Source organism: Streptomyces sp. NPDC059832, assembly GCF_042731715.1.
GTDB lineage: Bacteria > Actinomycetota > Actinomycetes > Streptomycetales > Streptomycetaceae > Streptomyces.
Window position 1 is genome coordinate 53,258 of record NZ_JBHWIY010000008.1, and the last position, 25,439, is coordinate 78,696.

At 71.5% G+C, this 25,439-nt stretch carries 23 protein-coding genes and 1 pseudogene; 12 read left to right on the top strand and 12 right to left on the bottom strand.

Annotated features, from left to right (window positions below; translation table 11 throughout):
• Positions 1–35: 35 nt before the first annotated feature.
• The 5 genes from ACFV8T_RS16185 to ACFV8T_RS16205 all read right to left on the bottom strand — a co-directional run bounded on the left by ACFV8T_RS16185 (position 36) and on the right by ACFV8T_RS16205 (position 6,639).
• Positions 36–971: a dihydrodipicolinate synthase family protein gene (locus ACFV8T_RS16185; RefSeq protein WP_385327965.1), complete on the bottom strand. Its 936-nt coding sequence runs from the start codon at positions 969–971 to the stop codon at positions 36–38.
• The gene (locus ACFV8T_RS16190) at positions 968–1,975 is read right to left on the bottom strand and encodes an oligopeptide/dipeptide ABC transporter ATP-binding protein (RefSeq protein ID WP_385327966.1); all 1,008 of its coding nucleotides are present in this window, start codon (positions 1,973–1,975) and stop codon (positions 968–970) included. Before ACFV8T_RS16190 ends, ACFV8T_RS16185 begins: the two co-directional genes overlap by 4 nt.
• A complete protein-coding gene (locus tag ACFV8T_RS16195) occupies positions 1,972–3,939 on the bottom strand; it encodes a dipeptide/oligopeptide/nickel ABC transporter permease/ATP-binding protein (RefSeq protein ID WP_385327968.1) in 1,968 nt (655 codons plus the stop codon). Before ACFV8T_RS16195 ends, ACFV8T_RS16190 begins: the two co-directional genes overlap by 4 nt.
• A 1-nt stretch (position 3,940) precedes the next feature.
• Entirely contained in the window at positions 3,941–4,891 is a 951-nt protein-coding gene (locus tag ACFV8T_RS16200; RefSeq protein ID WP_385327970.1) for an ABC transporter permease, read from the bottom strand.
• 152 nt (positions 4,892–5,043) lie between these two features.
• Positions 5,044–6,639, bottom strand: coding sequence for an ABC transporter substrate-binding protein (locus ACFV8T_RS16205; protein ID WP_385327971.1), 1,596 nt, complete (start codon positions 6,637–6,639; stop codon positions 5,044–5,046).
• Positions 6,640–6,823: 184 nt separating this feature from the next.
• Here ACFV8T_RS16205 and ACFV8T_RS16210 point away from each other — a divergent pair, with 184 nt between their 5' ends.
• The 5 genes from ACFV8T_RS16210 (at position 6,824) to ACFV8T_RS16230 (ending at position 12,892) form a co-directional block, all read left to right on the top strand.
• Entirely contained in the window at positions 6,824–7,555 is a 732-nt protein-coding gene (locus tag ACFV8T_RS16210; protein ID WP_385327973.1) for a FadR/GntR family transcriptional regulator, read from the top strand.
• Between the two features lie 182 nt (positions 7,556–7,737).
• Positions 7,738–8,745, top strand: coding sequence for an acetylxylan esterase (locus ACFV8T_RS16215; protein WP_385327975.1), 1,008 nt, complete (start codon positions 7,738–7,740; stop codon positions 8,743–8,745).
• Between the two features lie 15 nt (positions 8,746–8,760).
• Positions 8,761–10,059, top strand: coding sequence for a GDSL-type esterase/lipase family protein (locus ACFV8T_RS16220; RefSeq protein ID WP_385327976.1), 1,299 nt, complete (start codon positions 8,761–8,763; stop codon positions 10,057–10,059).
• Positions 10,060–10,144: 85 nt separating this feature from the next.
• A complete protein-coding gene (locus tag ACFV8T_RS16225) occupies positions 10,145–11,584 on the top strand; it encodes an exo-alpha-sialidase (protein WP_385327978.1) in 1,440 nt (479 codons plus the stop codon).
• Between the two features lie 117 nt (positions 11,585–11,701).
• Positions 11,702–12,892, top strand: a complete 1,191-nt coding sequence (locus tag ACFV8T_RS16230) for an FAD-dependent monooxygenase (protein WP_385327979.1) — start codon at positions 11,702–11,704, stop codon at positions 12,890–12,892.
• Positions 12,893–12,950: 58 nt separating this feature from the next.
• Here the strand turns inward: ACFV8T_RS16230 and ACFV8T_RS16235 are convergent, their stop codons facing one another.
• Both ACFV8T_RS16235 and ACFV8T_RS16240 read right to left on the bottom strand, forming a co-directional pair.
• On the bottom strand, positions 12,951–13,643 hold the full coding sequence (locus tag ACFV8T_RS16235) for an ABC transporter ATP-binding protein (RefSeq protein ID WP_385327981.1): 693 nt from the start codon (positions 13,641–13,643) through the stop codon (positions 12,951–12,953).
• Positions 13,640–14,764 carry an ABC transporter permease gene (locus ACFV8T_RS16240; protein ID WP_385327982.1) on the bottom strand — a complete coding sequence of 375 codons (1,125 nt, stop codon included), beginning with the start codon at positions 14,762–14,764 and terminating at the stop codon, positions 13,640–13,642. The genes ACFV8T_RS16235 and ACFV8T_RS16240 overlap by 4 nt, the downstream gene beginning before the upstream one ends.
• 116 nt (positions 14,765–14,880) lie before the next feature.
• Here ACFV8T_RS16240 and ACFV8T_RS16245 point away from each other — a divergent pair, with 116 nt between their 5' ends.
• Positions 14,881–15,471 carry a TetR/AcrR family transcriptional regulator gene (locus tag ACFV8T_RS16245; protein ID WP_385327984.1) on the top strand — a complete coding sequence of 197 codons (591 nt, stop codon included), beginning with the start codon at positions 14,881–14,883 and terminating at the stop codon, positions 15,469–15,471.
• 42 nt (positions 15,472–15,513) lie between these two features.
• On the opposite strand, the gene ACFV8T_RS16250 is transcribed toward ACFV8T_RS16245, so the two are convergent.
• Positions 15,514–16,221, bottom strand: a complete 708-nt coding sequence (locus ACFV8T_RS16250; protein WP_385327986.1) for a FadR/GntR family transcriptional regulator — start codon at positions 16,219–16,221, stop codon at positions 15,514–15,516.
• Positions 16,222–16,373: 152 nt separating this feature from the next.
• Between ACFV8T_RS16250 and ACFV8T_RS16255 the strand changes: the two genes are divergently transcribed.
• The 4 genes from ACFV8T_RS16255 (at position 16,374) to ACFV8T_RS16270 (ending at position 20,523) form a co-directional block, all read left to right on the top strand.
• On the top strand, positions 16,374–17,333 hold the full coding sequence (locus tag ACFV8T_RS16255; protein ID WP_385327987.1) for a dihydrodipicolinate synthase family protein: 960 nt from the start codon (positions 16,374–16,376) through the stop codon (positions 17,331–17,333).
• Positions 17,330–18,313: an ROK family protein gene (locus ACFV8T_RS16260; RefSeq protein WP_385327989.1), complete on the top strand. Its 984-nt coding sequence runs from the start codon at positions 17,330–17,332 to the stop codon at positions 18,311–18,313. The genes ACFV8T_RS16255 and ACFV8T_RS16260 overlap by 4 nt, the downstream gene beginning before the upstream one ends.
• Positions 18,310–18,990: an N-acetylmannosamine-6-phosphate 2-epimerase gene (locus ACFV8T_RS16265; protein ID WP_385327991.1), complete on the top strand. Its 681-nt coding sequence runs from the start codon at positions 18,310–18,312 to the stop codon at positions 18,988–18,990. The genes ACFV8T_RS16260 and ACFV8T_RS16265 overlap by 4 nt, the downstream gene beginning before the upstream one ends.
• 63 nt (positions 18,991–19,053) lie before the next feature.
• Positions 19,054–20,523 carry a sialate:H+ symport family MFS transporter gene (locus ACFV8T_RS16270; RefSeq protein WP_385327993.1) on the top strand — a complete coding sequence of 490 codons (1,470 nt, stop codon included), beginning with the start codon at positions 19,054–19,056 and terminating at the stop codon, positions 20,521–20,523.
• 3 nt (positions 20,524–20,526) lie between these two features.
• Here the strand turns inward: ACFV8T_RS16270 and ACFV8T_RS16275 are convergent.
• From ACFV8T_RS16275 to ACFV8T_RS16290, 4 genes and pseudogenes are all read right to left on the bottom strand, one after another.
• Positions 20,527–20,790 (bottom strand): annotated as a pseudogene (locus ACFV8T_RS16275) (MaoC/PaaZ C-terminal domain-containing protein); the annotation flags it as partial.
• Between the two features lie 38 nt (positions 20,791–20,828).
• Positions 20,829–21,032 carry a hypothetical protein gene (locus ACFV8T_RS16280; RefSeq protein WP_385327994.1) on the bottom strand — a complete coding sequence of 68 codons (204 nt, stop codon included), beginning with the start codon at positions 21,030–21,032 and terminating at the stop codon, positions 20,829–20,831.
• 57 nt (positions 21,033–21,089) lie between these two features.
• A complete protein-coding gene (locus ACFV8T_RS16285) occupies positions 21,090–22,319 on the bottom strand; it encodes an acetyl-CoA C-acetyltransferase (RefSeq protein ID WP_385327995.1) in 1,230 nt (409 codons plus the stop codon).
• A 103-nt stretch (positions 22,320–22,422) separates the two neighbouring features.
• Entirely contained in the window at positions 22,423–23,352 is a 930-nt protein-coding gene (locus ACFV8T_RS16290; protein WP_385327997.1) for a LysR family transcriptional regulator, read from the bottom strand.
• A gap of 216 nt (positions 23,353–23,568) precedes the next feature.
• Here ACFV8T_RS16290 and ACFV8T_RS16295 point away from each other — a divergent pair, with 216 nt between their 5' ends.
• Both ACFV8T_RS16295 and ACFV8T_RS16300 read left to right on the top strand, forming a co-directional pair.
• Complete coding sequence (locus ACFV8T_RS16295) at positions 23,569–24,486, top strand: CoA transferase subunit A (protein ID WP_385328335.1); 918 nt, start codon at positions 23,569–23,571, stop codon at positions 24,484–24,486.
• 77 nt (positions 24,487–24,563) lie between these two features.
• Positions 24,564–25,346, top strand: coding sequence for a CoA-transferase subunit beta (locus ACFV8T_RS16300; RefSeq protein WP_385327999.1), 783 nt, complete (start codon positions 24,564–24,566; stop codon positions 25,344–25,346).
• Positions 25,347–25,439 lie beyond the last annotated feature (93 nt).

A 25,439-nucleotide genomic window follows, 5' to 3' on the forward strand; every position in this document is an offset into this window, starting at 1 on the left:
GTGACGACGGACCGCTGTCCTTTGATCCGGGCCGCTCACACCCGGGCGAGCCCCGCGCGGTCCAGGCAGGCCGCGATCTCGGCGGTCTCGGCCGCGTCCAGGCGACGCATCGGCGCGCTCATCGCGTTCGTGTCGATGATCCCGCGCAGCATGAGTGCCGTCTTGAACGCGCCGAGCCCCGCGGCGGTGGCGGACGCCGTGCCGGGAGGGGCCGCACGGACGATGTCGAAGAGCGCGACCAGGCGGTCCTGTTCGGCCCTGGCGGTGGCCCAGTCGCCCCGTACCGCGGCCTCGTGGAGACGTACGTACCCGTGCGGGTCCACGTTTCCGAGCCCGGGGACCGAACCGTCCGCGCCGCCGAGCATCATCGCGTCGACGACCAGCTCGTGCCCGGTGAGCACGGAGAACTCCGGGAGCTCACGGGCGCCGATGGCCAGGCGGCGGAACGAACCGTCGTCGCCGCTGGAGTCCTTGACTCCGGCCAGCACGCCGTCCGCGGCGAGCGGCAGCAGCAGCTCCGGGTCGAGCTTGCTGTGCACGCAGACCGGCACGTCGTACGCCAGGACCGGCAGGTCGAGAGCGGCGGCGATGTCGCGGAAGTGGCGGTCGATCTCGGTGTCGTGCGTGCGCGTGTAGAAGGGGGCGGTGACGACGACGGCGTCGGCGCCGAGCGCTTCGGCGGCGCGGGCCCGCTCGATCGCCCGGCCGGTGGTGGTCTCGATCGCGCCGACGAGCACCGGGACCTGACCGGCGCAGGCGGCCGTGATGACCTCGATGACCTCGTCCTGACGGCCAGGCGTCAGATAGGCGGTCTCCCCCGAGCTGCCGAGGGCGAACAGGCCACTGACGCCGCCGTCGAGCAGATGCCCCACGGCCCGCTCCAGGGAGGGGCGGTCGATCTCGCCGTCCGCGGTGAGCGGGGTGACGACGGGCGGGATCACTCCGGTGTAGCGGGGGTTCCGGGCGGTCATGCGGTGCTCCTTGCGGACGGTACGGGGGCCGGGTGCCCGGCGGGGGACGTGGGGTTCTGGGGGTGGACGCAGTGCCAGCGGTGTCCGTCCGGGCCGGAGGCCGCGGCGGGAAAGACCGTGGCGCAGGCGTCGTCGGCCTTCCAGCAGCGGGTGCGGAACGGGCAGCCGGACGGCGGGTTGGTCGCCGAGGGCACCGGCCCGGTGAGCACGATGCGTTCGGTGGTCTCCAGCAGGCTCGGGGTCGCGGAGAGCAGTGCCTCGGTGTACGGGTGCACCGGGGCGCCCGCCACGTCGGCCGCACGCCCTTCCTCCACGATCCGGCCGAGGTAGAGGACGGCGAGGCGGTCGGCGAGGTAGCGCACGGTCTGGATGTCGTGCGAGATGAACACCATGCCGAGCCCCAGGCGTTCACGCAGATCGACCAGGAGGTTGAGTACCTGGGCGCGGACGGAGACGTCGAGGGCGGAGGTCGGTTCGTCGGCGACGATCAGTTCCGGTTCCAGGGCCAGGGCGCGGGCGATGGCGACGCGCTGGCGCTGGCCGCCGGAGAGCTGTCCGGGGAGCGCGGCGAGGGTGTGGCCGGGCAGGCCGACCAGGTCGAGGAGTTCCTCGACCCGTGCCTCGCGGGCCTCGCGGGTGCCCCGCTTGTGCACGTCGAGCGGGTCACGGAGGATCTGACGGACCGTGAGCCGGGAATTGAGGGCGGTGGACGGGTCCTGGAAGACGACGCCGACGGCGGAGCCGAAGTCGTCGCGGCGCTGCGCCGCGGACATGGTCCACAGGTCGCGGCCGTGGAAGGTGACCTCGCCCTCGGTGGGCTTCTGCAGGCCGGTCAGTACCCGGGCCAGGGTGGACTTGCCGCAGCCGGACTCACCGACCAGGCCGACGATCTCGCCGCGCTCGACCTCCAGGGTGGCGTCGGTGAGGGCGTGCACCGCGTCCCGGCGGAAGACTCCGCCGCTGCGTGCCTTGTGGCGTACGTGGACGCCGTCGAGCCTGATCACCGGGCGCTCCCTTCCAGTTGTGCGGCCTTCGCCGGGTGGTGGCAGGCGAAGCCGTGGTCGTTCGCGGCGTCGCGGGCGGTGAGTTCGGGTGCGGTGGTACGGCACAGATCGGTGGCCGCTTCGCAGCGCGAGGCGAAGCGGCAGCCGGTGCCGAAGCCCTGGGGTGCGGGGACGATGCCGCGGATCTGGTGCAGCCGGTCGGCGCCGGCCTCCAGGGAGACGACCGAGCCGAGCAGGCCGCGGCTGTAGTGGTGCGTGGGGCCGGTGAGTACGGAGCGGGTGGCGCCGATCTCGGCGAGGCGGCCCGCGTACATCACGGCGACCCGGTGCGAGAGGTCGCCGACGAGGGCGAGGTCGTGAGAGACGAGGACCATGGCGAAGCCGAGTTCGTCACGCAGTTCCACGAGGAGTTCGACGACCTGGGCCTGGACGGTGACGTCGAGGGCGGTGGTCGGTTCGTCGGCGATGAGCAGGCGGGGGTCGCGGGAGAGCGCCATGGCGATCAGGACGCGCTGGCGCTGGCCGCCGGAGAGCTCGTGGGGGTAGCTGCGCAGGGTGCGTTCGGGTGCGAGACCGACGAGTTCCAGGAGTTCGGCCGGGGTCTTCGTACCGCCGCGCGAGGTGAGCTGCTTGAGCTGGGTGCCGACGAGGACGGAGGGGTTGAGGGAGGAGAGCGCGTCCTGGTAGACCATCGCGATCTCCGGGCCCATCAGCGCGCGGCGTTCCTTCGGCGGGAGGTCCAGCAGGTTCCGGCCGCGGTACAGGATCTCGCCGCCGACCTCGGCGTTGCGGGCGAGCAGGCCCATGACGGCGAGGCTGGTGATGGACTTGCCGCAGCCGGACTCACCGACCAGGCCGAGGGTCTCGCCCTCGTGGACGGTGAAGTTCAGTGAGTCGACGACGGGGATCTGCCCGTAGCGGTCGGGGAAGCGGATCGACAGGTCCCGTACGACGAGCAGTTCGGCGGCGTCGTCCCGTACCGGGGTGATGGTCGGCTCGGTGGCGTTGATGCGGTCGGCGAGCCCGGTGAGGGCGGCGTCGATGTCCACGGTGGCGGTGGCCTCGACCGGGTCGGGTGCGGTGACCGCGGTGGGTGCGACGGCGGCCCTGGCGCTCCTGGGCGCCGCGGAGGCGTCGGTGAGGCCCTCGGAGAGGACGTTGAGGGCGAGGACGGTGATCAGCAGCGCGAGGCCGGGGAAGAACGTGGCCCACCAGCCGCCGGCGAGGAGGATCTGCCGGCCGTAGGCGAGGACGCTGCCCCAGCTGGGGTCGGGGTCCTGCACTCCGGCGCCGATGAAGGAGAGGCCGGCCTCGAAGATGATCGCCTCGGCGACCATGACGGTGGCGAACACCATGACCGGGGCCATGCAGTTGACGGCGACGTGGCGGAGCACGATGTGGCCGCGGCGGGCGCCGATGACCTTCTCGGCGGCGACGTAGTCCTCGCCGTACTGGGAGAGGACGTTGGCGCGGACCACGCGGGCCAGCGACGGGGTGTAGACGAAGGCGATGGTGAAGATGATCACCGGGATGCTGGTGCCGAAGACCGCGACGAGGACGGCGGCCAGCGCGATCGGCGGGAACGACATCACGATGTCGAGGGTCCGCATCACGGACTCGTCGCCGAGCTTGCGCGAGGTGGCGGCGATCGAGCCGAGGAGCGCTCCCGCGACCAGTGCGAGCGCGGTCGCGCCGAGGCCGATCACCAGCGAGTAGCGCGAGCCGTGCACGACCCGGGCGAAGACGTCGCGGCCGGCCCGGTCGGTGCCGAACCAGTGGTCGCCGCCGGGTGCCTGGACCGGGGTGCCGGTGGTCAGCGGGTCCTGGGTGAATACGGGGGCGAGTACGGCGCCGAGGACGACGACGATCAGTACGCCGAGGGCGATGCGGGAGGTGACCGGGAGGGCGCGGAACGCGATGCCCGGTCGGGACAGTTTGTTGGCCAGACGGCCGGTGGCGAACATGTCACACCGTCCTGATGCGCGGGTTGACCAGCAGACAGAGCAGGTCGACGATGACGTTGACCACCAGGAACGCGATGGCGATGGTCAGTACGGTGCCCTGGACCAGGGCGACATCGCCGCCGGTTACACCTTCGAGGATGAGCTTGCCCATACCGGGCAGATCGAAGATCGCTTCGATGACGACCGCGCCGCTGAGCATGTAGCCGACCTTGATGCCGAGCACGGTCAGCGGGGTGACGAGCGCATTGCGCAGCACCGAGCGGATCACCAGCAGCGGCGGGAGGCCGTTTCCGCGGGCGGTGCGTACGTAGTCGCGGTCGAGTTCGGCGACCATCGAGGTCCGGACGAGGCGGGCGAGGGAGGCGGAGACCGGGAGCGCGAGCGAGATCGCGGGCAGGGCCATGGTGGTGAGCCAGCCGTTGAAGGAGTCGGCCGGGTTGGTGTAGCCGCCGGTCGGGAAGATCCGGGTGTTCAGCGCGAACTGCTGGATGAGCAGCACGCCGAGCCAGAAGGACGGGATGGCGACCCCGGCCATGGAGACCACCCGGAACAGCTGGTCGGGCCAGCGGTCCCGGTACATCGCGCCGGTCACTCCGAACAGCACGGCCAGCACGACCGCGAGGAGCAGTCCGAGCAGGGTCAGCTGGAGGGTGAGCGGGAAGGCGGCCGTGATCCGGTCGGCCACGGGCTGGCTCGGCGGGACGGTCATCCCGAGGTCGAAGTGGAGCAACTGGCCGAGGAAGTGGAAGTACCGGACCGGGAGGGGGTCGTTGAGGCCGTTGGCCTCGGCGAAGGCCGCTCGGGCCTCGGGGGTGGCGCTCTCCCCGAGCGCGTTGAAGGCCGGGTCGGCCGGCGAGAACTGGAGCACCACGAAGACGAGCAGCGCGATGCCGAGGATCATCACCGGCATCATCGCGACGCGGCGCAGCGCGAGCCGGAGAAAAGCAACCATCGTCGGGTTCCTTGCGGTTGGGCGGTCTGGTGGCCCGAGCACCGAAGGGCGGGGTGCCGGACCGGGCTGTCGGCCACCTGTGACATGTCATCGGCGCACCGTCCGCGGCACGGCGGTCCGGTGACATGTCACAGGTGGCCTGTGCGCTTCGGTCAGGCGCGGCTGACGTCCAGGAAGGAAAGGCCCGTGGTGGGCAGCGGCTTGAAGCCGGGCAGCGCCTTCTCGTTCCAGGCGGTGGGCAGCTTGCGGTGGAGGATCGGGTAGAGCGCGGCCTCGTCGGCGACCAGGTCGGTGACCTCGCCCCACAGCTCCTTGCGCTTCGCCTCGTCGGCGGCCTGCGCCGCCTTGTCGAGGGTCTGCCTGACCTTCTTGTACGCGTCGGACTTACCCCAGCCGTAGCGCTTCTCGGGCCAGAAGCCGTAGTAGAACCAGCGCAGCAGGAGGTCGGCGTCGTTGCCGAAGACGGACGGGTCGCCGGGGGCGACCAGCACCTCGAAGGCACCCTTGTCGATCTTGGCGTACTGGGCCGGGGACTGGGCGATGTCGAGGGTGACCTTGACGCCGGCCGCCTCCCAGCTCTCCTTCAGCAGCGGGGCGATGTCCTTGACCCAGCCGGTGTCGGTGGTGAGGACGGTGAAGGAGAGGTTCTTGACACCCGCGTCGGCGAGGAGCCGCTTGGCCTTCGCGACATCGTGCGTGTAGACCGTGGCGGCCCTGTGGTAGTCGGGGTGGGTGGCGGGGACGTACCCGGTGGCGGCTGCGGCGTTGCCCACCATCGCGGTCGAGATGATCTTCTCGGTGTCCAGTGCGTAGTGCAGTGCCTGGCGCACGCGCTTGTCCGCGAACCGCTTGTCGGCGGTGTTGAACATCAGGAAGAGCAGGCCGAAGGACTGCACGGACTCGGTCTTCGAGGCGCCCGCGAGCCGCTTGACGTCGATGTAGGGGGCGTCCTCGATGGCCTGGACCCGGCCCGACTCCATGGCGCTGACGCGGGCCGACTGGTCGGACATCAGCCGCCAGATCATCTTCTTGGCCTTGGCCGGGTGTGCGCCGTTGTACTTGTCGTACGCCTCGAAGACGATCTTGTCCTCGCGGGTCGCCTCGATGAACTTGTACGGTCCCGAGCCGACCGGCCTGGCGTCGAATGCCCTGGGGTCCGGTTCGACGATCTTCTTCGGGACGATCCGGGCCACGGCGATGCGGGACGGGAAGAGCGCGAAGGGGTACTTCAGCTTGAACTCGACCGTGCCGGCGTCGACGGCCTTCACCGTGTCGATGAAGGGCACGAACTGCGCCATGAGCGAGGCGTTCTTCGGGTCCAGGATTCGTTCGAAACTGAACACCACGTCGTCGGCGGTGACCGGTGATCCGTCATGGAAGGTCGCGCCCTTGCGGAGCGTGGCCCGGTAAGTGGTGGCGTTGATCTTCTTCGGCATCTCGGTGGCAAGTGCGGGACGGGCCACGAGTGTTGCCGGATCGAGATCCACGAGGCCCTCGAAGATGTGCATATTGGCGGCGTACGGAGTCGCGCCCGAGGTGATCATCGGGTCGAAGCCGGTGGACAGGGGGTACGAGAGACCGGCCTCGATGAGGCCGCTGCCGCTGCCCTTGTCCACCGTGCCGTCAGCGGTCGAGGACGGTCCGCCGCAGGCGGAAAGGCTCGCCGTGATGGCTGCTGCCGCGCCGACAGCGCCGGTGTATCGCAGGAAGGTGCGGCGCTCGACACCGGCTGGTCTCAGCTCGGGCACGGGTCCTCCAGGGACGTCGAAGGTGGAACGTAAGGGCGGAAAACTGGCGGGGAAACGGGTGACGGAACGCGGGATCGCGAGGGATCGAGGAACCGGGGGCATCAGACGTCAGATGTCTGATGCCTTGATAGCGTGGGAACGTAGCTGGACAATCGAGAGGGGTCAAGAGGTGGGGAGTTCACATATGTCCGGTGCGAGGCCCGGCCGGCAGCTGCTCCGGCAGGAAGTCGTCGAGGGCATCAAGCGCTACATCCTCGAAAAGCGACTCCGCCCCGGGGACCCGCTGCCCACCGAGCCGGCCCTGTGCGAGGCGCTCGGCGCCAGCCGCTCCAGCGTCCGCGAGGCGGTCAAGATCCTCAACGCGCTGGACATCGTGGAGGTGCGGCACGGGCACGGCACGTACGTGGGCAGGCTGAGCCTGTCGGCCCTGGTGGAGAGCCTGACCTTCCGCGGGCTGCTCTCCCCCGACGACGACTTCCAGGTGATGGCCGACCTCGTCGACGTACGCGAGCTCTTCGAGCGCGGGATGGCCGACCGGATCGTCTCGCTGCTCAGCAAGGACCAGCTCGACGCGCTGGACGGCCTGGTCGCCACGATGCGCAGGACCGGCGCCCAGGACGGGCACGGCTTCGTGGAAGCGGACCGGGCGTTCCACGCGCTCCTGGTGGCGCCGCTCGGCAATGAGCTGATCGGCCAGCTCTCGATGGCCTTCTGGGACGTGTACTCGATCGTCGCGCCGCATCTCGACGGATTCACGCACGCCGACGAGATGGCGACGATCGCGGCCCACCAGAACATCGTGGACGCCGCGCGGGCCGGGGACATCACCGGCTTCATGAAGGCGCTGGGCGAGCACTACGCCCCGGTCAGGCGCCGGATCTCCGAGGCCCGCACCCGCGACAACGCCCCGGACTGACCCTGCCGCCCGCCCTTCCGGGGAGACGCGACCGGGCCCTGCCGGGACAGATCCTGGTCCGGCGGGGCCCTTGACGGCCGCCGCGAGCGCTGCCTAGGGTCCGTGTGCCGCCGGGACATCTGACGTCTTCTGTCTCGATGCCCGGCATTCACACCCCCGGCGCATCCCAGGAGGGCACCTCCATGCCGTTGACGGACCTCTCGCTCGCGGACTGTCGCGAATACCGGCCCGAGTTGCCGGTTCCGGACGGCTTCGACGCCTTCTGGTCGAGCACCCTGAGCGAGGCGTCCGCCGCCGGCGGTCCGGTGCCGAAGCCGGTGTTCGCCCCCGTGGACACCGGGCTCACCCAGGTCCGTACGTACGATGTGACATTGCCCGGCTTCGCCGGACGTCCGGTCCGCGGCTGGCTGCATCTGCCGGCCGGGGCCACCGAACCCCTCGGCTGCGTGGTCGAGTTCCTCGGTTACGGACGTGGGCGCGGCCTGGCGCACGAGAATCCGCTCTGGGCCTCCGCCGGTCACGCACACCTGATCATGGACACCCGCGGTCAGGGCTGGTCGGCCGCGAGCGGTTCCACCGCCGATACGGACGCCGGTGCGGCCGGCACCGTACCCGGTTTCCTCACCCGCGGCATCGAGAGCCCCGAAACGTACTACTACCGGCGGGTGTTCACCGACGCGGTGCGCTGTGTCGAGGCGATGCGCGAGCACCCCGCGGTCGATCCGGACCGGATCGTCGTGACCGGGGTCAGCCAGGGCGGCGGCATCGCCCTGGCGGTGTCGGGGCTGGTGCCGGGGCTGGCCGGGGTGATGCCGGATGTGCCGTTCCTCTGCAACTTCCGGCGCGGCACGGAGATTTCGGGCCGGCCGCCCTACACCGAGATCGCCGAGTACCTCAAGCTCCACCGCGACCGCGCCGGGACGACCTTCACCACCCTCTCGTACTTCGATGCCGCACTGCTCGCCACCCGCGCCACCGCTCCCGCACTGTTCTCGATCGCGATGATGGACGAGATCTGTCCGCCCTCCACCTGCTTCACCGCGTACAACCACTACGCGGGCCCCAAGGACGTACGCGTCCACGAGTTCAACGGACACGAGGGTGGCGCGGCGTATCAGCAGCGGGAGCAACTGGCCTGGGTGCGTTCCCTGTTCGCAGGCCCGCCGTCGGGGCGGGCCGGCCACTCCTGACCGGAGGCACCTTCCGTGCGCAGACGATCCATGCTTCTTGCCGCCGGCGCGGCGGCCCTGAGCGCCCAGTTCGGCGGCCGCGCCTTCGCCGCCGCTTCGGGCGGCGGCCCGCTCCTGGACCACGACACCCCCGTGGACCTGGACGGCAGCGAGTACGTCGACCTGTCGAACCAGGTCGGCGCACTCGCCCCGCTCACCGCGGGGACCATCGTCGTCACCTTCCGCACCACCAGCCACAACGAGGCGATGACCCTGCTCAGCGCCTCCGATCCGACCGAGCCCTCGTCCGACATCACGCTGAATTTGAGCGGCGGCGCCCTTCAGTTCTCCGTGCGCGAGAAGGGTGCGGTACTGGTCAATGTCATGACCAGGACACGCTATGACGACGGGTTGCGTCATACCGTCGCCGTCACCGTCGACTCCTGGGGCACCCGGCTGCACGCCGGCGGACGCAAGGTCTTCGAGACGGCACGGCGCTCCTTCTTCGCCGCCGTCTCCGGGCTGAGCGCACTCGCTCTCGGCCGCAATCTCGACAGCGACCACCCCGGCGGCGAGTGGTTCTGCACCGGCACGATCGAGCGGGCCGCAGTCTGGGACCGGGTGCTCGACGAGGCCGAACTGGTCGCGCAGAGCCCCCGCCCCGACCTCGCCGATCTGGGGAGGATCTCCACGGTCCTGAACAGCGACACTCCCGCCACCTGGGTCGTCACCGGCGACAGCATCACCCACGGCGCCCTGCACACCAACGGCTGGCGCAGCTACCCGGAGCACTGGACGGAGCGGGTCCGCTGGGAGCTGGGCAAGCCGAAGAACCGGGACTTCGTGATCGATTCCGGCGTGAGCGGCGCCACCAGCGCCGAACTCGTCGCCATGTTCGGGGAGCGGGTCACCGCCTTCTCGCCCCGGGTGGTCTCGATCATGATCGGTACGAACGACATCGCCACGTCCGGCCTCGGCCCCGAGGCCTACCGGGCCAACCTCGTCTCGCTCGTCCGCTCGGTGCGGGCACTGCCCGGCTCGCCGGTTCCGGTACTCCAGTCACCCAACCCGGTCGATCCGGCCAAGTGGCCCGGCCGGGTGGGACTTTCACGGTACGCACAGGTCATGGGCGAGGTCGCGGCGGAGCAGAACGCCGTGTTCATCGACCACCACGACGACTGGCTGAGCGGCAACGGCGGCCAGGTCCCGCTCTCCCTGCTCAACGACGGGCTCCATCCCGATGAGCGGGGCCATCATCGCCTCGCGCTGAAGATGATCAAGGACTTGCGGGTCTTCGACATCGACAGCCGGGTCTGCTCGCTGCGCATCCCGTAGCGGCGCGCGGGTCTCGGCACCCGCCCCCGGCCCCCGGCCCGGCCTTCCCAGAAGCACCACCCCCTTCCGAGAAGAGAGATCGTCCATGCAGCGAAGAGTCTCCGTCGCTCTGCTCAGCGCCGCCATGCTGGTGGTCACCGCGACCGGCACCGCCCACGCCGCCTCCCCCGCCCCCGGTCAGCCGACCTCGCAGGACCTGACCGTCGACGGGGTGGGTTCGCCCCACTACCGCATCCCGGCACTCACCACCTCCGTCAAGGGCACGGTGCTCGCGGCCTACGACGCCCGCCCCACCCTCGGCGACCTGCCGAGCAACATCTCCATCGTGCTGCGCCGCAGCACCGACAAAGGTGTGACATGGCAGCCGCAGCAGGTGGTCCACCAGGACGCCGCGCCCAAGGGCTACGGCGACCCGAGCCTGCTCGTGGACCGCACCACCGGCCGGATCTTCCTGTTCTACGCGGCCTCGGTGAACCAGGGCTTCTTCGGCTCGGGCACCGGCAATGACGAGACCGACCCGAACGTCCTCCAGGCCGACTACAGCTACTCCGACGACGACGGGGTGACCTGGACCCATCGCCGTATCACCAAGCAGATCAAGAACCCCGCCTGGGCGGGCATGTTCGCGGCCTCCGGCGAGGGCATCCAGCTGCGCCGGGGCCCGTACAAGGGCCGGCTGATCCAGCAGTACGCCGTCCGCATCAACGGTGCCAACCACGCGGCGAGCGCCTACAGCGACGACCACGGCGAGACCTGGAAGATGGGCAATCCGGTCGGTCCCGGCGGCGACGAGAACAAGACAGTCGAGCTGTCCGACGGCAGGGTCATGCTCAACAACCGTTCGAAGCCCTACCGGACGATCGCGTACTCCACCGACGGCGGGGTCAACTACACCCCGTTCGCCCAGGACACGCAGCTCACCGACCCGGCGAACAACGCCTCGGTGATGCGGTACGCCCCCGATGCCGCACCGTCGAACCCGCAGTCCTCGTGGCTGCTGTTCAGCAACACGGAGGACGCCTCGGCACGGCGCAACCTCACGGTGAAGATGTCCTGCGACAACGGGAAGACCTGGCCGATCCGGAAGGTCGTCGACCCCGGCGCCGCGGCCTACTCGACGCTGACCCGGCTGCCCGACGGCCGCCTCGGACTGCTCTACGAAAGGGCCGACTACCAGCACATCACCTACGCGTCCTTCGACCTGAAGTGGCTCGGCGGCACCTGCGCCGACATCACGATCACCCCGCCGGCGACGCTCAAGGCCGGTACCGGCACCGAGGTGACGGTGCGGGTGGTCAACCGGATGGACGTGCGCCGTGACCGGGGCACCGTCGATCTCACCGTGCCCGGCGGGTGGACGACGAGCCAGGTCGTCGTCCCGGCGCTCAACCCGGGCCAGGGAGCGAATGTGAAGGTCCCGGTGACCGTCGCGGCGGGCACCTCGGGCGGTGTCACGCTCACCGCCACGTACCGGGCGAGCGGCAAGCAGGCGTCCGGCAGCGCGACGGCGACCGTGACTCCTTAGGGTCCGGCCCCCGGGAGGTGGCGCGCGTTCCCGTCCCGCACCTGCCCGCGCACGGGTGCGACGATGTGGGCGTCCAGCACCTCCCGGAGCGTCGGAACAGGCGGTAGCACGGTGGCAGTGACAGGTTTACGCATCGGGGTGGTCGGCGGCAGCATCGCCGGCTGCGCGATGGCGGTCGCGGGGGCGCGGGCCGGGGCGGACGTCACCGTCCACGAGCGCAGCGACGGCGCGCTGCAGGACCGGGGATTCGGCATCGTCATCCCTCCGCCGCTCCATCAGGAGCTGGTCGCGGGCGGGTATCTGGGCGCGGACATGCCGACGGCACCGGTCGCCGCCCGGGTCTGGCTCGCACGGGCGCCGGGGCGTCGGACGGCACGTGAGCTGGCACGGCAGCAGGCCCCGGTCGCGGCGTGCAACTGGGGTCTGCTGTGGCGGGCGTTGCGCTCGAACATCGGGGGCAGCACCTACCACCGCGGGCGGCCCGTCGGCTCCGTCGTCCGTACCGCCTCCGGCGGCGCCCTGATCCGTACCGCGGACGGCGAGCGGGAGTACGACATCGTCGTCGGGGCGGACGGGCACCGGTCCGTCACCCGTGGACTGATCGCACCCGAGGTGCGGCCGGTTCCCGCCGGATATCTGGTCTGGCGGGGCACGATCCCGGCGAGCGCGCTCCGCGACCATCCGGAGCAGCTGGCACTGCTGGAGAGCGCCTGGGTCACCCTGGGCTTCCCCGGCGGACACGGTGTCTTCTACCTGATCCCGGGAACGGAACCGGGATCACGGCTGCTGGCGTACGCCATCTACGCGCCTCCCCCGGCGTCGGTGACGGCACCGGGGTCCGGTGCCCCGGTCTCCGCCGCGTACGTGCGGCACATCGCCGGGGAACACTTCCCCGCGGAGTGGGCCGACATCGTCGCCCGGGGCGAGCACACCTCCCAGGCGCTCCACCCGGTCGCCGACTTCGTCGTGCCGCGGGCGGCGGAACCCCCCTTCCTGCTGGCCGGCGACGCGGCGAGCGTGACCCGGCCGCACACCGCGAGCGGGGCGGTCAAGGCGCTCCAGGACTCGTTGTGCCTGGAACGGGCGCTGCGCGCGTCCTCCTCGGCGGCGGAGGCCCTGCACCGGTACGCGGAGGAGCGTTCCGCCGAGGGGGCCCGCCTGGTCGGACTCGGTCGCAGGCTGGGGCGGGAACTCGTCAAGAGCCCGCCCGACTGGCCGACGATGGGGCCGGCCGAGGTGGCCGCGCTCAGCCGCGCCGCGTTGAACGGCGCCGACAGTTATCTGTACGGCAGCGTCCAGCGGCACTGACGGATCCGGACCCGGTCGCGGACCCGGTCGCCGTCCCGGTCGCGGTCGCGGGGCGGGGTCAGCGGCCGGGCCGTGCGGTCGAAGCCGCGTCGGCGGTCAGCGCGGCCATGTCCACGACCCGGTCGGCGGCCTCCACCACGGCCGGGTCGTGCGTGGCCACGACCGTGACGCAGTCGTCCTGGCGGGTGCGCTCGGCGAGAAGCGCGGCCAGTTCGCCGGCCCGGGACCGGTCGACGGCCGCCGTCGGTTCGTCGATCAGCAGCAGTTTCGGGGAGAGGAAGAGCGCACGGGCCAGGGCGACGCGCTGGCGTTCGCCGCCGGAGAGCTGTTCGGGGCGGTGGCGCAGGCGATGGCCGAGGCCCACCCGGGTCAGGGCCTCCTCGGCGCGGGAGCGGTGCGCGCGGGGGCGTCGGCCACCGATGTGCACGGCGGCGAGCAGCTGGTCGACGGCGGCCAGTCCGGAGAGCAGATTGCCGCTCTGGAACATGTAGCCGATCCGTTCGCGGCGCGCCTCGGCGCGCCGGGCGTCGGAGAGTCGGGCGAGGTCCTCGCCGTCCAGCAGGACCTGTCCCGCGGTGGGCCGCAGCAGCGCTCCCGCGACGGCGAGCAGCGTGGACTTGCCGGAGCCCGACGGGCCGACGAGGGCCGTCATACGGCCGGGTCCGAAGGTGACGTCGAGGTCGTCGAAGACGGTGGTACGGGCGTCGGCGCGGCCGAACTCGACGGTTACGCCGGTCAGTTCGAGGCTCATCGGTTGGCTCCCAGCATGGTCAGCGGGTCGGCTGCGGTGACCCGGCGCAGGGTCAGGGCGGTGCCCGCGAGGCCGACGGCCGCGACGGTGCACATGGTGGCGGCGAGGGTGGTGGCGGGCAGGCTGAACGGCACCTTTTCACCGACCAGCAGCCCGACCGCTCCGGCGAGCACGGCGCCCGCCGCGGTGCCGAGGACGACGACCAGGGCCGCCTGGAGCACGGTGTGGGCGAGCAGCCGCCGGCGGGAGGCGCCCAGTGCGCGCAGCAGGGCGAGTTCGGGCTGCCGCTGCACGGTCCACACGGCGAAGAAGGCGCCGACCACGAGCGGGGCTATCAGATGGAGGAAGACCTGGATCGAGGTCATGGTGACGCGCTCGCCGGTGTAGCCGGGGGCCGCCTCGTACGCCTTCTCCTTGGTGAGGGTGGTGGTGGAGTGCCGCGCGTCGAGGATCGCGGTCGAGGTCCTGGCCGGCGGGGTGCGCAGGGCCAGGGCGCTGAACTGGTCGGGGATCGCGACGGCCGCGGACGCCGGGGCACCGGGGGTGCTGAAGCGGATGCGCTGCCAGGTCTTCAGCGGGACGTAGGCGACGGGCACATGGCCGTAGCTGGAGCGCTCGGTCAGCCCGATGACGCGCAGTTCGATGTCGAGCCGGTCGATGACAAGGGTGTCGCCGACGCGTACGCCCTCGTCGGCGAGCTCGGCGGACATCACGATGCTGTCCGCCTTCCCGTCCGCGAGGGCCTCGCCCTCGGTGACCGAGGGGTCGAGGAAGGAGTCGGGCTCGACGCCGAAGGCGGCGAGATCGACCTCGGCGCCACGGTTCGTCGTACCGCGGGTGATGGAGACGCCCAACGGGGTCGTGTCGGTGTCCGCGTCCGCACGCCAGGCGGCGGCGGTCTTCTCGTCGAGGAGGCTGCGGGCGAACTGGTCGGACCGGGCGTCCGAGGAGAAGACCAACTGCGAGGCGGGAAGGCGGCGCAGCGCGGAGATGGTGTCGTCACCCAGGCCGGTGGTGAAGCCGGAGACGATGCCGACGAGTGCGGCGACGAGCACCACGACGGACCCCATGAGCAGGAAGCGCCCTCGGGCGGCGCGCAGCTCCAGCAGAGCGAGGAACACGGCGGTTCCCTTCGATGGATCGATGTTAGGGACGGTGTGTCGCCAACATAGATGATGGGGACGCGGCGTCCCCAAGTGGGGGGTGGGTGGTGCGCCGGGGCTTCTAGACTGGGCCGGTGCCCAGGATCAGAGCCGCCACGGTTGCCGAGCACCACGCCCAGCAACGGCTGGCCCTGGTGCGGGCGGCGCGCGAACTGCTGGAGGGCGGCGACGCCGAGGCCGTGACCTTCACCGCGGTCGCCAGGGCCACGGGCCTCGCCCGCAACAGCGTGTACAAGTACTTCCCCGGCCGCCCCGAGCTGCTCGCCGCGGTCGTGGAGGACGCGATGCCGCGCTGGACGGACGCCGTCCGGGCCGGCATGTCGGCGGCCGGTACACCGGAGGAGAAGATCGCCGCCTATGTGTCGTCCCAGCTGGAGCTGGTGCGCGGCGGGGAGCACCGGATCGCCCAGGCGCTGGCCGGGGTCCGGGACGCGACGGTGGTGCGGGAGAGCGCGGTGCGCGCCCACCGGGAGCTGCTCACCCCGCTGATCGGCGCGCTGACCGAGTTGGGCGAGGAGGACCCGCGGCGCACGGCGCTGCTCCTCCAGGGCATCGTCAACGCGGCCACGACGGCGATCGAGAGCGGCGACGACCCCCGGGCGGTGACGGACCGGGCGGTCCGGATGGCCGTCACCGCGATCACCGGGGCGCCGCCGGGGCGGTGAGGGACCGGACGGCCCCTCGCCTCCGCCGCCCGAAGGCGTCCGTCACCCCGGCTGCGGGACCGGCGAGGGTGCGAGGCGGGTGCGGATGCCGTCGAAGTGGGTGCGCATGGCACGCACCGCGCGTTCGCCGTCGGCCGCCGCGACCGCCTCGACGATCTCGCGATGCTGGGCGCAGGTGGCCATGGGGTCCTGATGGCCGTCGTCGAGATCTTCGCGCACCCGGTCCATGGCCGCCCAGAACGCGTCGAGCACCTCGCTGAGCAGGTGGTTGTCGAGCGAGGCGTAGAGCGCGAGGTGGAAGGCGCGGTCGGTGCCGCGCGCCACCCGGCCGCCGTCGCGGGCCTCGGCGTCCATCTTCTCGACGAGGCCGCGCAGCACGTCGAGGTCCTCGTCGGGGATGCCGGCCGTGACGGCGCCGACCAGGCCGGCCTCCAGCGCCTCCCGCACCTTCATCAGCTCGAAGAGACCCGACTCCCCCTGCCGGTGACGGACGGCGGCACGGAAGGCGAGCCCTTCGGCGAAGGGTGACAGGGAGAGCGAGCCGACGAAGGTGCCGTAGCCGCGGCGGATCTCCACGACGTTGACGGCCTGGAGCGCCTTGAGGGCTTCGCGCACCGATACCCGGCCGGCCCCGAAGAGCTCCATCAGCTCCGCCTCCGTGGGCAGCGCGTCACCGGGGCCGAGTCTGCGTTCCAGGATCAGCTCCTTGAGCCGGCGCTCTATGTCCTGAGCCATGGTGGGGCGCGCCACAACATCCTCCCGAGGTGCGATTGCCCCTTGACCGGTCACAGGAGCATCTGTTTAAGGTGAGCCAGACATAGGACATCTTACGTCTCACGTCTCGATCCGTGCAGCTGCCTCGGGCCACGGATCGGCGCATCGACCGAGCTGGAGCCCTCACCATGTCCCTGACCTCACCGCTGCACGGCGTCGTCCCGCCGGTCTGCACCCCGCTCGACCCCCGGGGGGAGGTCGACACCGCGTCCCTCGCCCGGCTCGTCGAGCACCTCATCGGCGGTGGTGTGCACGGGCTGTTCGCGCTCGGCTCCACCAGCGAGGTCGCGTACCTCACCGACGAGCAGCGCGCCACGGCGCTGGAGACCGTGGTCGATACGGCCGACGGCCGGGTCCCGGTCCTCGCCGGTGTCATCGACACCACCACCGCTCGTGTCGTCGAACATGCCAGGTCGGCCGCCGAACTGGGCGCGGACGCCCTGGTGGCGACCGCGCCGTTCTACACCCGCACCCACGGCAAGGAGATCGCCCAGCACTTCCGGCGGCTGCGCGCGGCGGTCGACCTGCCGCTGTTCGCGTACGACATCCCGGTCGCCGTGCACAGCAAGCTCTCCCCCGCGCTGGTGCGCGAGCTCGCCGAGGACGGCACGCTGGCCGGCCTCAAGGACAGCAGCGGCGACGAGGGCGGACTGCGCCGCCTGATCGTCGAGCTGGGTGGCCGCGAGGGCCGCACGGACGGACCGGCGCCGTGCTTCAGCATCCTCACCGGCTCCGAACTCATCGTGGACGCGGCCCTGTTGGCCGGGGCCGACGGTGTCGTGCCGGGCATCGGCAATGTCGACCCGGCCGGCTACGTACGGCTCTACGACGCCGCGCGGGCCGGGAAGTGGGAGCTGGCCGCGAAGGAGCAGGAGCGGCTCGTCGAGCTGTTCGCCATGGTCGACGCCGGTCCGGAGGCGGACATGGGCCGCAGCTCCTCGGCGCTCGGCTCCTTCAAGGCGGCGCTCCGGCTGCTCGGCGTCATCGCCTGCGGCGACACCGCCTTCCCGCAGATCCAGCTGAGCGCCGAGTCCGTCGCCCTGGTCTCCCGGCGCCTGCGCGCCGCCGGCCTGCCGCCGGTCCGATGAACGACCGCTCCCGGCCGTCCGCCGGCAGAACGGGTGCCGCGGTGATCGGGCTCGACCTCGGCGGTACGAAGATCGCCGCCGCACTCCTCGGACCCGACGGCACGATCCTGTCCCGGCACACCCGGCCCACCCCGGCCCGGGACGGCGCGGCGGCCGTGCTGGACGCACTCGCCGGGGCGGCCGCGGCCGTCGATCCGGGGCGGCTGGCCACGGCGCTCGGCATCGCGGCGGCCGGGGTCGTCGATCCCCGTACCGGCATGGTCACCAGCGCCACCGACTCCATCCGCGGCTGGGCGGGCACCGCCCTGGGCGCCGGCCTCGCGGACCGCACCGGATATCCGGTGGCCTGCGACAACGACGTACGCGCCACGGCGGGTCCGGAACTCGCGGCGCTGACGGCGGACGGCGGACCGGACCGGGCGGACCAGGGGTCGCTGCTGTTCGTGGCGGTCGGTACGGGCGTGGGCGGCGCGATAGCCGTCGACGGGCGGATGCTGCACGGCGCGGCCGGTCTCGCCGGGCATCTCGGCCATCTGCCCAGCCCGGAGGCCGCCGGACTGCCCTGCACCTGCGGCGCCGCCGGACACCTGGAGGTCATCGCCTCCGGTCCCGGCATCGCCGCCCACTACGCCCGGCTGACCGGCGCCCCCGTGGACCGGCTCGAAAGCGTCGCCGCGCGGGCCGGGCAGGGCGACGCGTCGGCCGTCCGCGCCATCACCACCGGCGCGACCGCCACCGGCCAGGTGCTCGGCGGGCTCGCCAACGCGCTGGGGCCCGACCGGGTCGTCGTCGGCGGCGGTGTGCCGCGGATCGGCCCGCTGTACGGGGACGCCCTGGCCGCCGCCTTCACCGCGGAACTGATGCCGCCGCTGCGCGGGCTCGTGCCCCGGGCGCCTCTGTTCGGCGCCGACGCGGCGGTGCTCGGCGCCGCCGCCCTGACCACCGCACTTCCCCTCCACCACCCGGGAGTCCTTCGATGACCGCTCAGGAACTGGCCACCGCCCTCCAGGGCAAGCTGATCGTGTCCTGCCAGGCGCCCCCCGGCGACCCGATGCGGGAGACCGGCACCCTGGTCCGGCTCGCCCGGTCGGCCGTGGCCGGTGGCGGCGCCGCGATCCGCGCCAATGAGCCGGAGGTCGTCGCCGCGATCGTCGCGGCCGTGGACCTGCCGGTCATCGGCCTGTGGAAGGACGGAGACGTCGGCGTCTACATCACCCCGACCGTCCGGCACGCCCTGGCGATCGTGGAGGCCGGTGCCGATGTGGTCGCCGCCGACGCCACCGACCGGCCGCGCCCCGACGGATCCTCCTTCGCCGAGCTGGTCGCGGCGGTGCACGGGGCGGGCGCCCTGGTGATGGCCGACGTCTCCACGCTCGCCGAAGGCATCGCGGCGGCCGGGCAGGGCGCGGACTTCGTCTCCACCACCCTCTCCGGCTATGTGCCGGGCACGCCGGAGCAGACCGGCCCCGATCTCGGCCTGGTCTCCGCACTCGCCGCCGCGATCGACGTCCCGGTGGTCGCCGAAGGCCGTATCAACACCCCCGAGGAGGCCGCCGAGGCCCTGGCACGCGGCGCCCACAGCGTCGTCGTCGGCACCGCCATCACCGCACCGACCGCCCTGACCGCCCGCTTCGTCGCAGGCATCGCCCGGCCCTGACCTTCCCCCACCACGCGGCCCGGCGGCTCAGCGACGAGCCCCGTCCCGCATCCTGGAGTCACCGTGCAGACCACATCACCCGCCGAACTCCCCTGGTATCGAGAAGTGAGCGGTACCCAGTGGAAGTCGTTCTTCGCCGCCTGGATCGGCTACGTCCTCGACGGCTTCGACTTCGTGCTGATCACTCTCGTGCTCACCGAGATCAGTGACGACTTCGGGCTGAGCACGGTGCAGGCCGCCAGCCTGATCTCCGGTGCGTTCATCACCCGCTGGCTGGGCGGCGCGGTGCTCGGCGCCATCGGCGACCGGTACGGGCGCAAGCTCTCCATGGTCCTGAGCATCCTGCTGTACTCGCTCGGCACCTTCGCCTGCGGATTCGCCTGGAACTACCAGAGCCTGTTCGCCGCCCGGCTCGCCATCGGCATGGGCATGGCCGGGGAGTACAGCGCCAGCGCCACGTACGTCATGGAGAGCTGGCCCGCGAGGCTCCGCAGCCGGGCCAGCGGCTTCCTGATCTCCGGCTTCTCGGTCGGCTCGGTGCTCGCCGCGCAGGTCTACAACTGGGTGGTGCCGTCGCTCGGCTGGCGGTGGATGTTCTACCTCGGCCTGATACCGATCGCCATCGCGCTGTGGATGCGGCGGGCGCTGCCCGAGGCCGAGGAGTGGACGGAGAACGTCGCGGACAAGGGTGCCAAGCCCAATCCGTTCCGGCCGCTGTTCGTGACCCGGGGCCGGGCCGTCGTCAATACGGTCCTGGTCGTCGTCGCCACCGTCTCGCTCTTCCTGGTCTTCACCCCGGGCGGCGCCGGAATGGTTCCGGTGCTCTCGGTGGTCGCCGGACTGGCCCTCGCCGCGTTCGCCGTGCAGATGGGCGGGAGGCGCAGCTGGGTGCTGTATCTGTCGATGATCGTGACGCTGTTCTTCGCGTTCCTGTACTCGTGGCCGATCCAGGCACTGCTGCCCACGTATCTGAAGACCGAGCTCGGCTACTCCACCGACCAGGTCACCGACGTCCTGTACTTCGCGGGCTTCGGGACCATGGTCGGCTGCTGGACCGCGGGCTTCCTCGGTGACCGGATCGGTGCGAAGAAGGCGTACGCGCTGACGCTGCTCGCCTCGCTGGCCTTCGTGTATCCGGTCTTCGCCGTGCACGACAATCTGCTGCTGCTCGGCATTCTGCTCTTCCTGCTGCAGGCGACCAGCTTCGGCATCTCCGGGCTGCTGCCCCGATACATCGGCGGGCACTTCCCGACGGCGAGCAGGGGCGCGGCGCTCGGCTTCACGTACAACGTGGGGGCGCTGGGCGGTGCGGTCGCTCCGGTCCTGGGGGCGCATCTGGCGTCCGGGATGGATCTTGGGCAGGCGCTGGCCGTGCTGACCTTCGCGGGCACGGTGATCGTGGTGCTGCTGGTCGGGTTCGACGTACCGGCCCGGCTGAACCGGCTGACCGATCCCGATGCCGAACCGGACCATCTCGCGGTGCCGCCGGCGACGGAGCGCGGCAGGGCCTCACGCACCAAGGCCGCCGGCTGACCCGACGGCGCGGCCCACGCCCTCGACCCGGAGCAGCTCGGCGAACATCGGGATGCCCCAGCTGAGCACCATGTACCCGTGCGCGATGGTCCGTCCGTACGGGCCGGACGCGGCGCGTGCGACATCGGTGTGGATCCACTGGTGGTCCCCGGAGACGTGCGCGTGCGCGTCAATGAGTTCCTGGGTGATCTCCTTCCGGTCGAAGTGCCCGAGGTCGCGCCCGCTCAGCGCGAGGATCTCCGGGATGCCGTTCACGGTCAGCGGCATGGCGAGGGCGTCTCGTCTCTCTTCTCTTGGGGCAGGGGTCAGACGGCGGCGACCGCGGTATGTGACATGGCAACGGGCTCCGCGGCCTGCTCGTCGTGGTTGGGGCGCTTGAGCAGCAGGAGCATGCAGCCCAGGGTCAGTGCCACCCGGAAGACGGCGTACGCGATGACGGCGGTGATCGATCCGGTGCGGTTCAGCAGGAACCGGCCGATGATCGAGGTCGTGCCGCCGAACGGTCCCATACTGAATTGCCGGTGCAGTGAGACGCCGCGCGTCTCACTGCACCTGTCGGCCGAACGTCAGGCCGCGATCCGCTCGAAGACCGCGGCGAGACCCTGTCCGCCGCCGATGCACATGGTCTCCAGCCCGTACCGGGCCTCGCGGCGGTGCAGCTCACGGGTCAGCGTGGCGAGGATACGGGCGCCGGTGGCGCCGACCGGGTGGCCGAGGGAGACGCCGGAACCGTTGACGTTGACGCGCTGCTCGTGGTCCTTCTCGCCGAGGCCCAACTCGCGGGTGCAGGCGAGCACCTGAGCGGCGAAGGCCTCGTTGAGCTCGATCAGGTCGAGGTCGGCGAGGGTGAGTCCGGCGCGGTCGAGGGCGGCCCGGGTCGCCGGGACGGGGCCGATGCCCATCGTCGCGGTGGGCACCCCGGCACGGGCGAAGGAGACCAGCCGGACCAGCGGGGTGAGGCCGAGCCGTTCGGCGGTGGCGGCGCTGGTGACCAGGCAGGCGGCGGCCGCGTCGTTCTGGCCGCTGGCGTTGCCCGCGGTGACGGTCGCCTCCGGGTCGGACTTCGCCATGATCGGGCGCAGCGCGGCGAGTTGTTCGGCGGTGGTGTCGGGGCGGGGGTGCTCGTCGGCGGTGACGACGGTCTCGCCCTTGCGGGTGCGTACGGTGACGGCGACGGTCTCCGCGTCGTACCGGCCCTCCGCCGCTGCCCGGCCGGCGCGCTGCTGCGAGCGCAGGGCGAGGGCGTCCTGGTCGGCACGGCTGATGCCGTAGGCGCGCCGGAGGTTCTCGGCGGTCTCGATCATGCCGCCCGGCACGGGATGGTTGACGCCGCCCGCGGTGACCCTGCCCCGGGCCAGCGAGTCGTGGAGCTGGAGGCCGGGGCCCTTGATGCCCCAGCGGCCGTCGTGCGTGTAGTACGGGGCGGCGCTCATCACGTCGACGCCGCCCGCGACGACGACCTCGCTGAACCCGGCCCGGATCTGCATCGCCGCGTCGAGCACGGCCTGGAGGCCCGATCCGCAGCGGCGGTCGACCTGGGAGCCGGTGACGGTCTCGGGCAGTCCGGCGTCGAGAGCGGCGACCCGGCCGATGGCGGGGGCCTCGGCGGAGGGGTAGGAGTGCCCGAGGATCACCTCGTCGACGGCGGCGGGGTCGATTCCGGTACGGGCCACGACCTCGGCGATGACGCGTGCGGCGAGTGCGGCCGGCGTCTGCTGTGCGAACACTCCGCCGAAACGGCCGATGGGGGTGCGCAGTGGTTCACAGATGACGACATCGAGCTGCTGATCGGGCACGGCGTGACCTTTCGGAGGCGAGTGGCGTGTGCCGCCGACCCTTGCACCCGGCGACTGAGCCGGTCCAATATCCAGTTCGCCCTGGTTCAAGACGTGGCGCGTCTCAATGCCGGCTCGCGGCGGTTCGGCCCGCGGCCGGGCCCGACGGCGTGGGCAGGGCCTCCTCCGCCACCGCCAGTACCGCCCGCAGCGCGGCGGAGGGGTTGTCGGCGCGCCAGGCCAGCGCCGCCTGGAGCCGGATCGGCGGCCCGGCCAGGGGCCGGTAGACGAGGCCGTTCTGCTGGATGTGCTGGACGGAGGTGACAGTGAGCGTGACGCCGACACCCGCGGCGACCAGCGCCAGGATGGTGTACGAGTCGGGCGCCTCCTGGACCACCCGGGGGTTGAACCCGGCGGCCTCGCAGGCCCCGACCATCGCGTCGCGCACGGTGGAGCCGGTGTTGGCGGGAAAGGAGACGAAGGGCTCCTCGGCCAGGACGCCGATGGGGACGCTCTCCAGCCGGGCGAGCGGGTGGTCGAAGGGCAGCGCGCACACCAGCTCCTCCTCGTCGATCACCCGGTACGCCACTCCCGGCCGGGTCACCGGCAGCCGGACGAAGCCCAGGTCGAGCGAGCCGTCGGCGACCCGGTCGAGGGCGACGTTGGCGTAGGTCTGCCCCTTCATGACCAGTTCGAGCGCGGGGTGGGCGGCGCGCACGGCCCGGGTGAGGAGCGGCAGCGTCTCGTGGCTGGAGGCGCCCGCGAAGCCGATGGTGACCCGCCCGTACTCGCCGCGGCCCGCCGCCCTCGCGGCACGCACCGCGGTGTCGAGGTCGTCGAGCACGGTCCGTACCGGCTGGAGGAAGGACTCCCCCGCGCTGGTGAGCCGCACCGACCGGGTGTTGCGTTCGAAGAGCTGGACGCCCAGCTCCTTCTCCAGTTGACGGATCTGCTGGCTCAGCGGCGGCTGGGCCATCTGCAGCCGTTTCGCGGCCCGCCCGAAGTGCAGCTCCTCGGCCACGGCGACGAACGCGGACAGATGACGCAGCTCCATGCACGCTCCTTCGGCCGCCGGCCGCCGGCCGTCACCGGTCACCGGTCACCGGTCATCGACTGATCCGATTCATTAATCAGACGTCTCGATACGACCTTAATTTGGTATTGGACAGCAATCAATAGCCGCTGACACGGTGGGGCGACGCGCATACCCAGGACGCGCCAGCAGAGCCGGAGGAGCACCGTGGCCACGACGGACCGGAAAGACAAGACGATGTCGATGAAGGCGGCGATCACCACCTTCGTCCACGACGGCGGCACCGTCTGTCTCGAAGGCTTCACCCATCTCGTCCCGACCGCCGCGGGCCACGAGATCATCCGCCAGGGCCGCCGCGACCTCACCGTGGTCCGGATGACCGCGGACATCGTGGTGGACCAGATGATCGCCGCGGGCTGTGTCTCGCGGCTGGTCTCCTCCTTCGTCGGCAACTCCTCCGCCGGGTCGCTCGGCGAACTGCGCCGCCGCATCGAGACCGGTGAACCGGCGCCGCTCGCCTTCGAGGAGTACAGCCACTACGGAATGATCTGCCGCTACCTGGCCGGCGCCCAGCGGCTGCCGTTCCATCCGCTGCGCAGCTACGGCGGCAGCGATCTGCCGTCCGTCAACAGCGGTCTGCGCAAGGTCACTTCGCCCTACCCCGGCCCGGACGGCGAGCCCGAGCAGATCTATGTCGTACCGCCCGTCAACCCGGATGTGACGATCATCCACGCCCAGCGCGCCGACCGCAGCGGCAACACCCAGATCTGGGGCCTGACCGGCATCCAGGCCGAGGCGGTGTACGCGGCGGACAAGGCGGTCGTCGTCGTGGAGGAGATCGTCGACGACGAGGTGATCCGCTCGGACCCGAACCGCACGCTCGTCCCCGCCCACGCGGTCGACGCGGTCGTCGTCTGTCCGCGCGGCGCGCACCCCTCCTTCGCGCAGGGGTACTACGACCGGGACAACGCCTTCTACCGCGCCTGGTCGCACATCAGCAAGGATCCGCAGCGGCTCCAGGAGTGGCTGGCCGAATGGGTGCTCGGGACGGCCGACCACGCGGAGTACGTCGACAAGCTCGGCGAGGAGTACTGGGCGGGCCTGGCGGTCGGCGAGGCGCTGAGCCTGCCGGTGAACTACGGGCGGCGGCTGTGAGCGGACAGGCAGGACGGGCAGGACGGGCAGGACAGGCAGGACGGGCGACGGAATCGGGACACGAGAAGGAACGCGCCATGGCCATCACCACCACCGCACCGGACAGCATCACCTCGTCGGAGCTGCTCTCCGTCGTCGCCTCCCGTGAACTGGCCGCGCGCCGCACCGTGTTCGCCGGCATCGGCCTGCCGACGCTCGCCACCGAGCTGGCGCATCTGACGGTCGCCCCGGAGATCGAGGTCGTGTACGAGTCCGGGGTGTGCGGCGCGCACCCCTCGCACCTGCCGGAGACCATCGCCGACGCGGTCCTGATCACCGGTGCCGAGGCGGTGCTGTCGATGCCCGCGCTCTTCGGCTGTGTCCTCCAGGGCGGCCATATCGACGTGGGGTTCCTGGGCGCCGCGCAGATCGACCGGTGGGGCAATCTCAACACGTCCGTGATCGGTGACTGGGACAGCCCCGCGGTCCGGCTGCCCGGTTCCGGCGGTGGCATCGAGGTGATGGCCAACTCCCGTGAGGTCTTCGTCGTGATGCGCCGCCACAATCCGCGTTCCTTCACCGGGACCCTCGACTTCTGCACCACCCCCGGCCCCGACCGGGCACTGGCCGAGGGCATCCGGCCGCTGGGCAACGGTGTCACCCGGGTCATCACCGAACTGGGCATCCTGGCCCGCACGGGCGTCGGCGAGGAGCTGAGGCTGGTCGCCGTCCACCCCGGCGTCACCGTCGAACAGGTACGGGCGGCCACCGGCTGGGACCTGAAGGTGGCCGGCACGGTCGGGACCGTACCGCCGCCGACGGAGGCCGAACTCCGGCTGCTGCGCGAGGACGTGGACCCGGAACGCGTCTATCTTCGCTGAGACGCATCACATGTCACAGCCGCTCGCTTGGACGCATCACATGTCACAGCCGCTCGACCGGACGGATCACATGTCACACCCCGAGAGGACCGC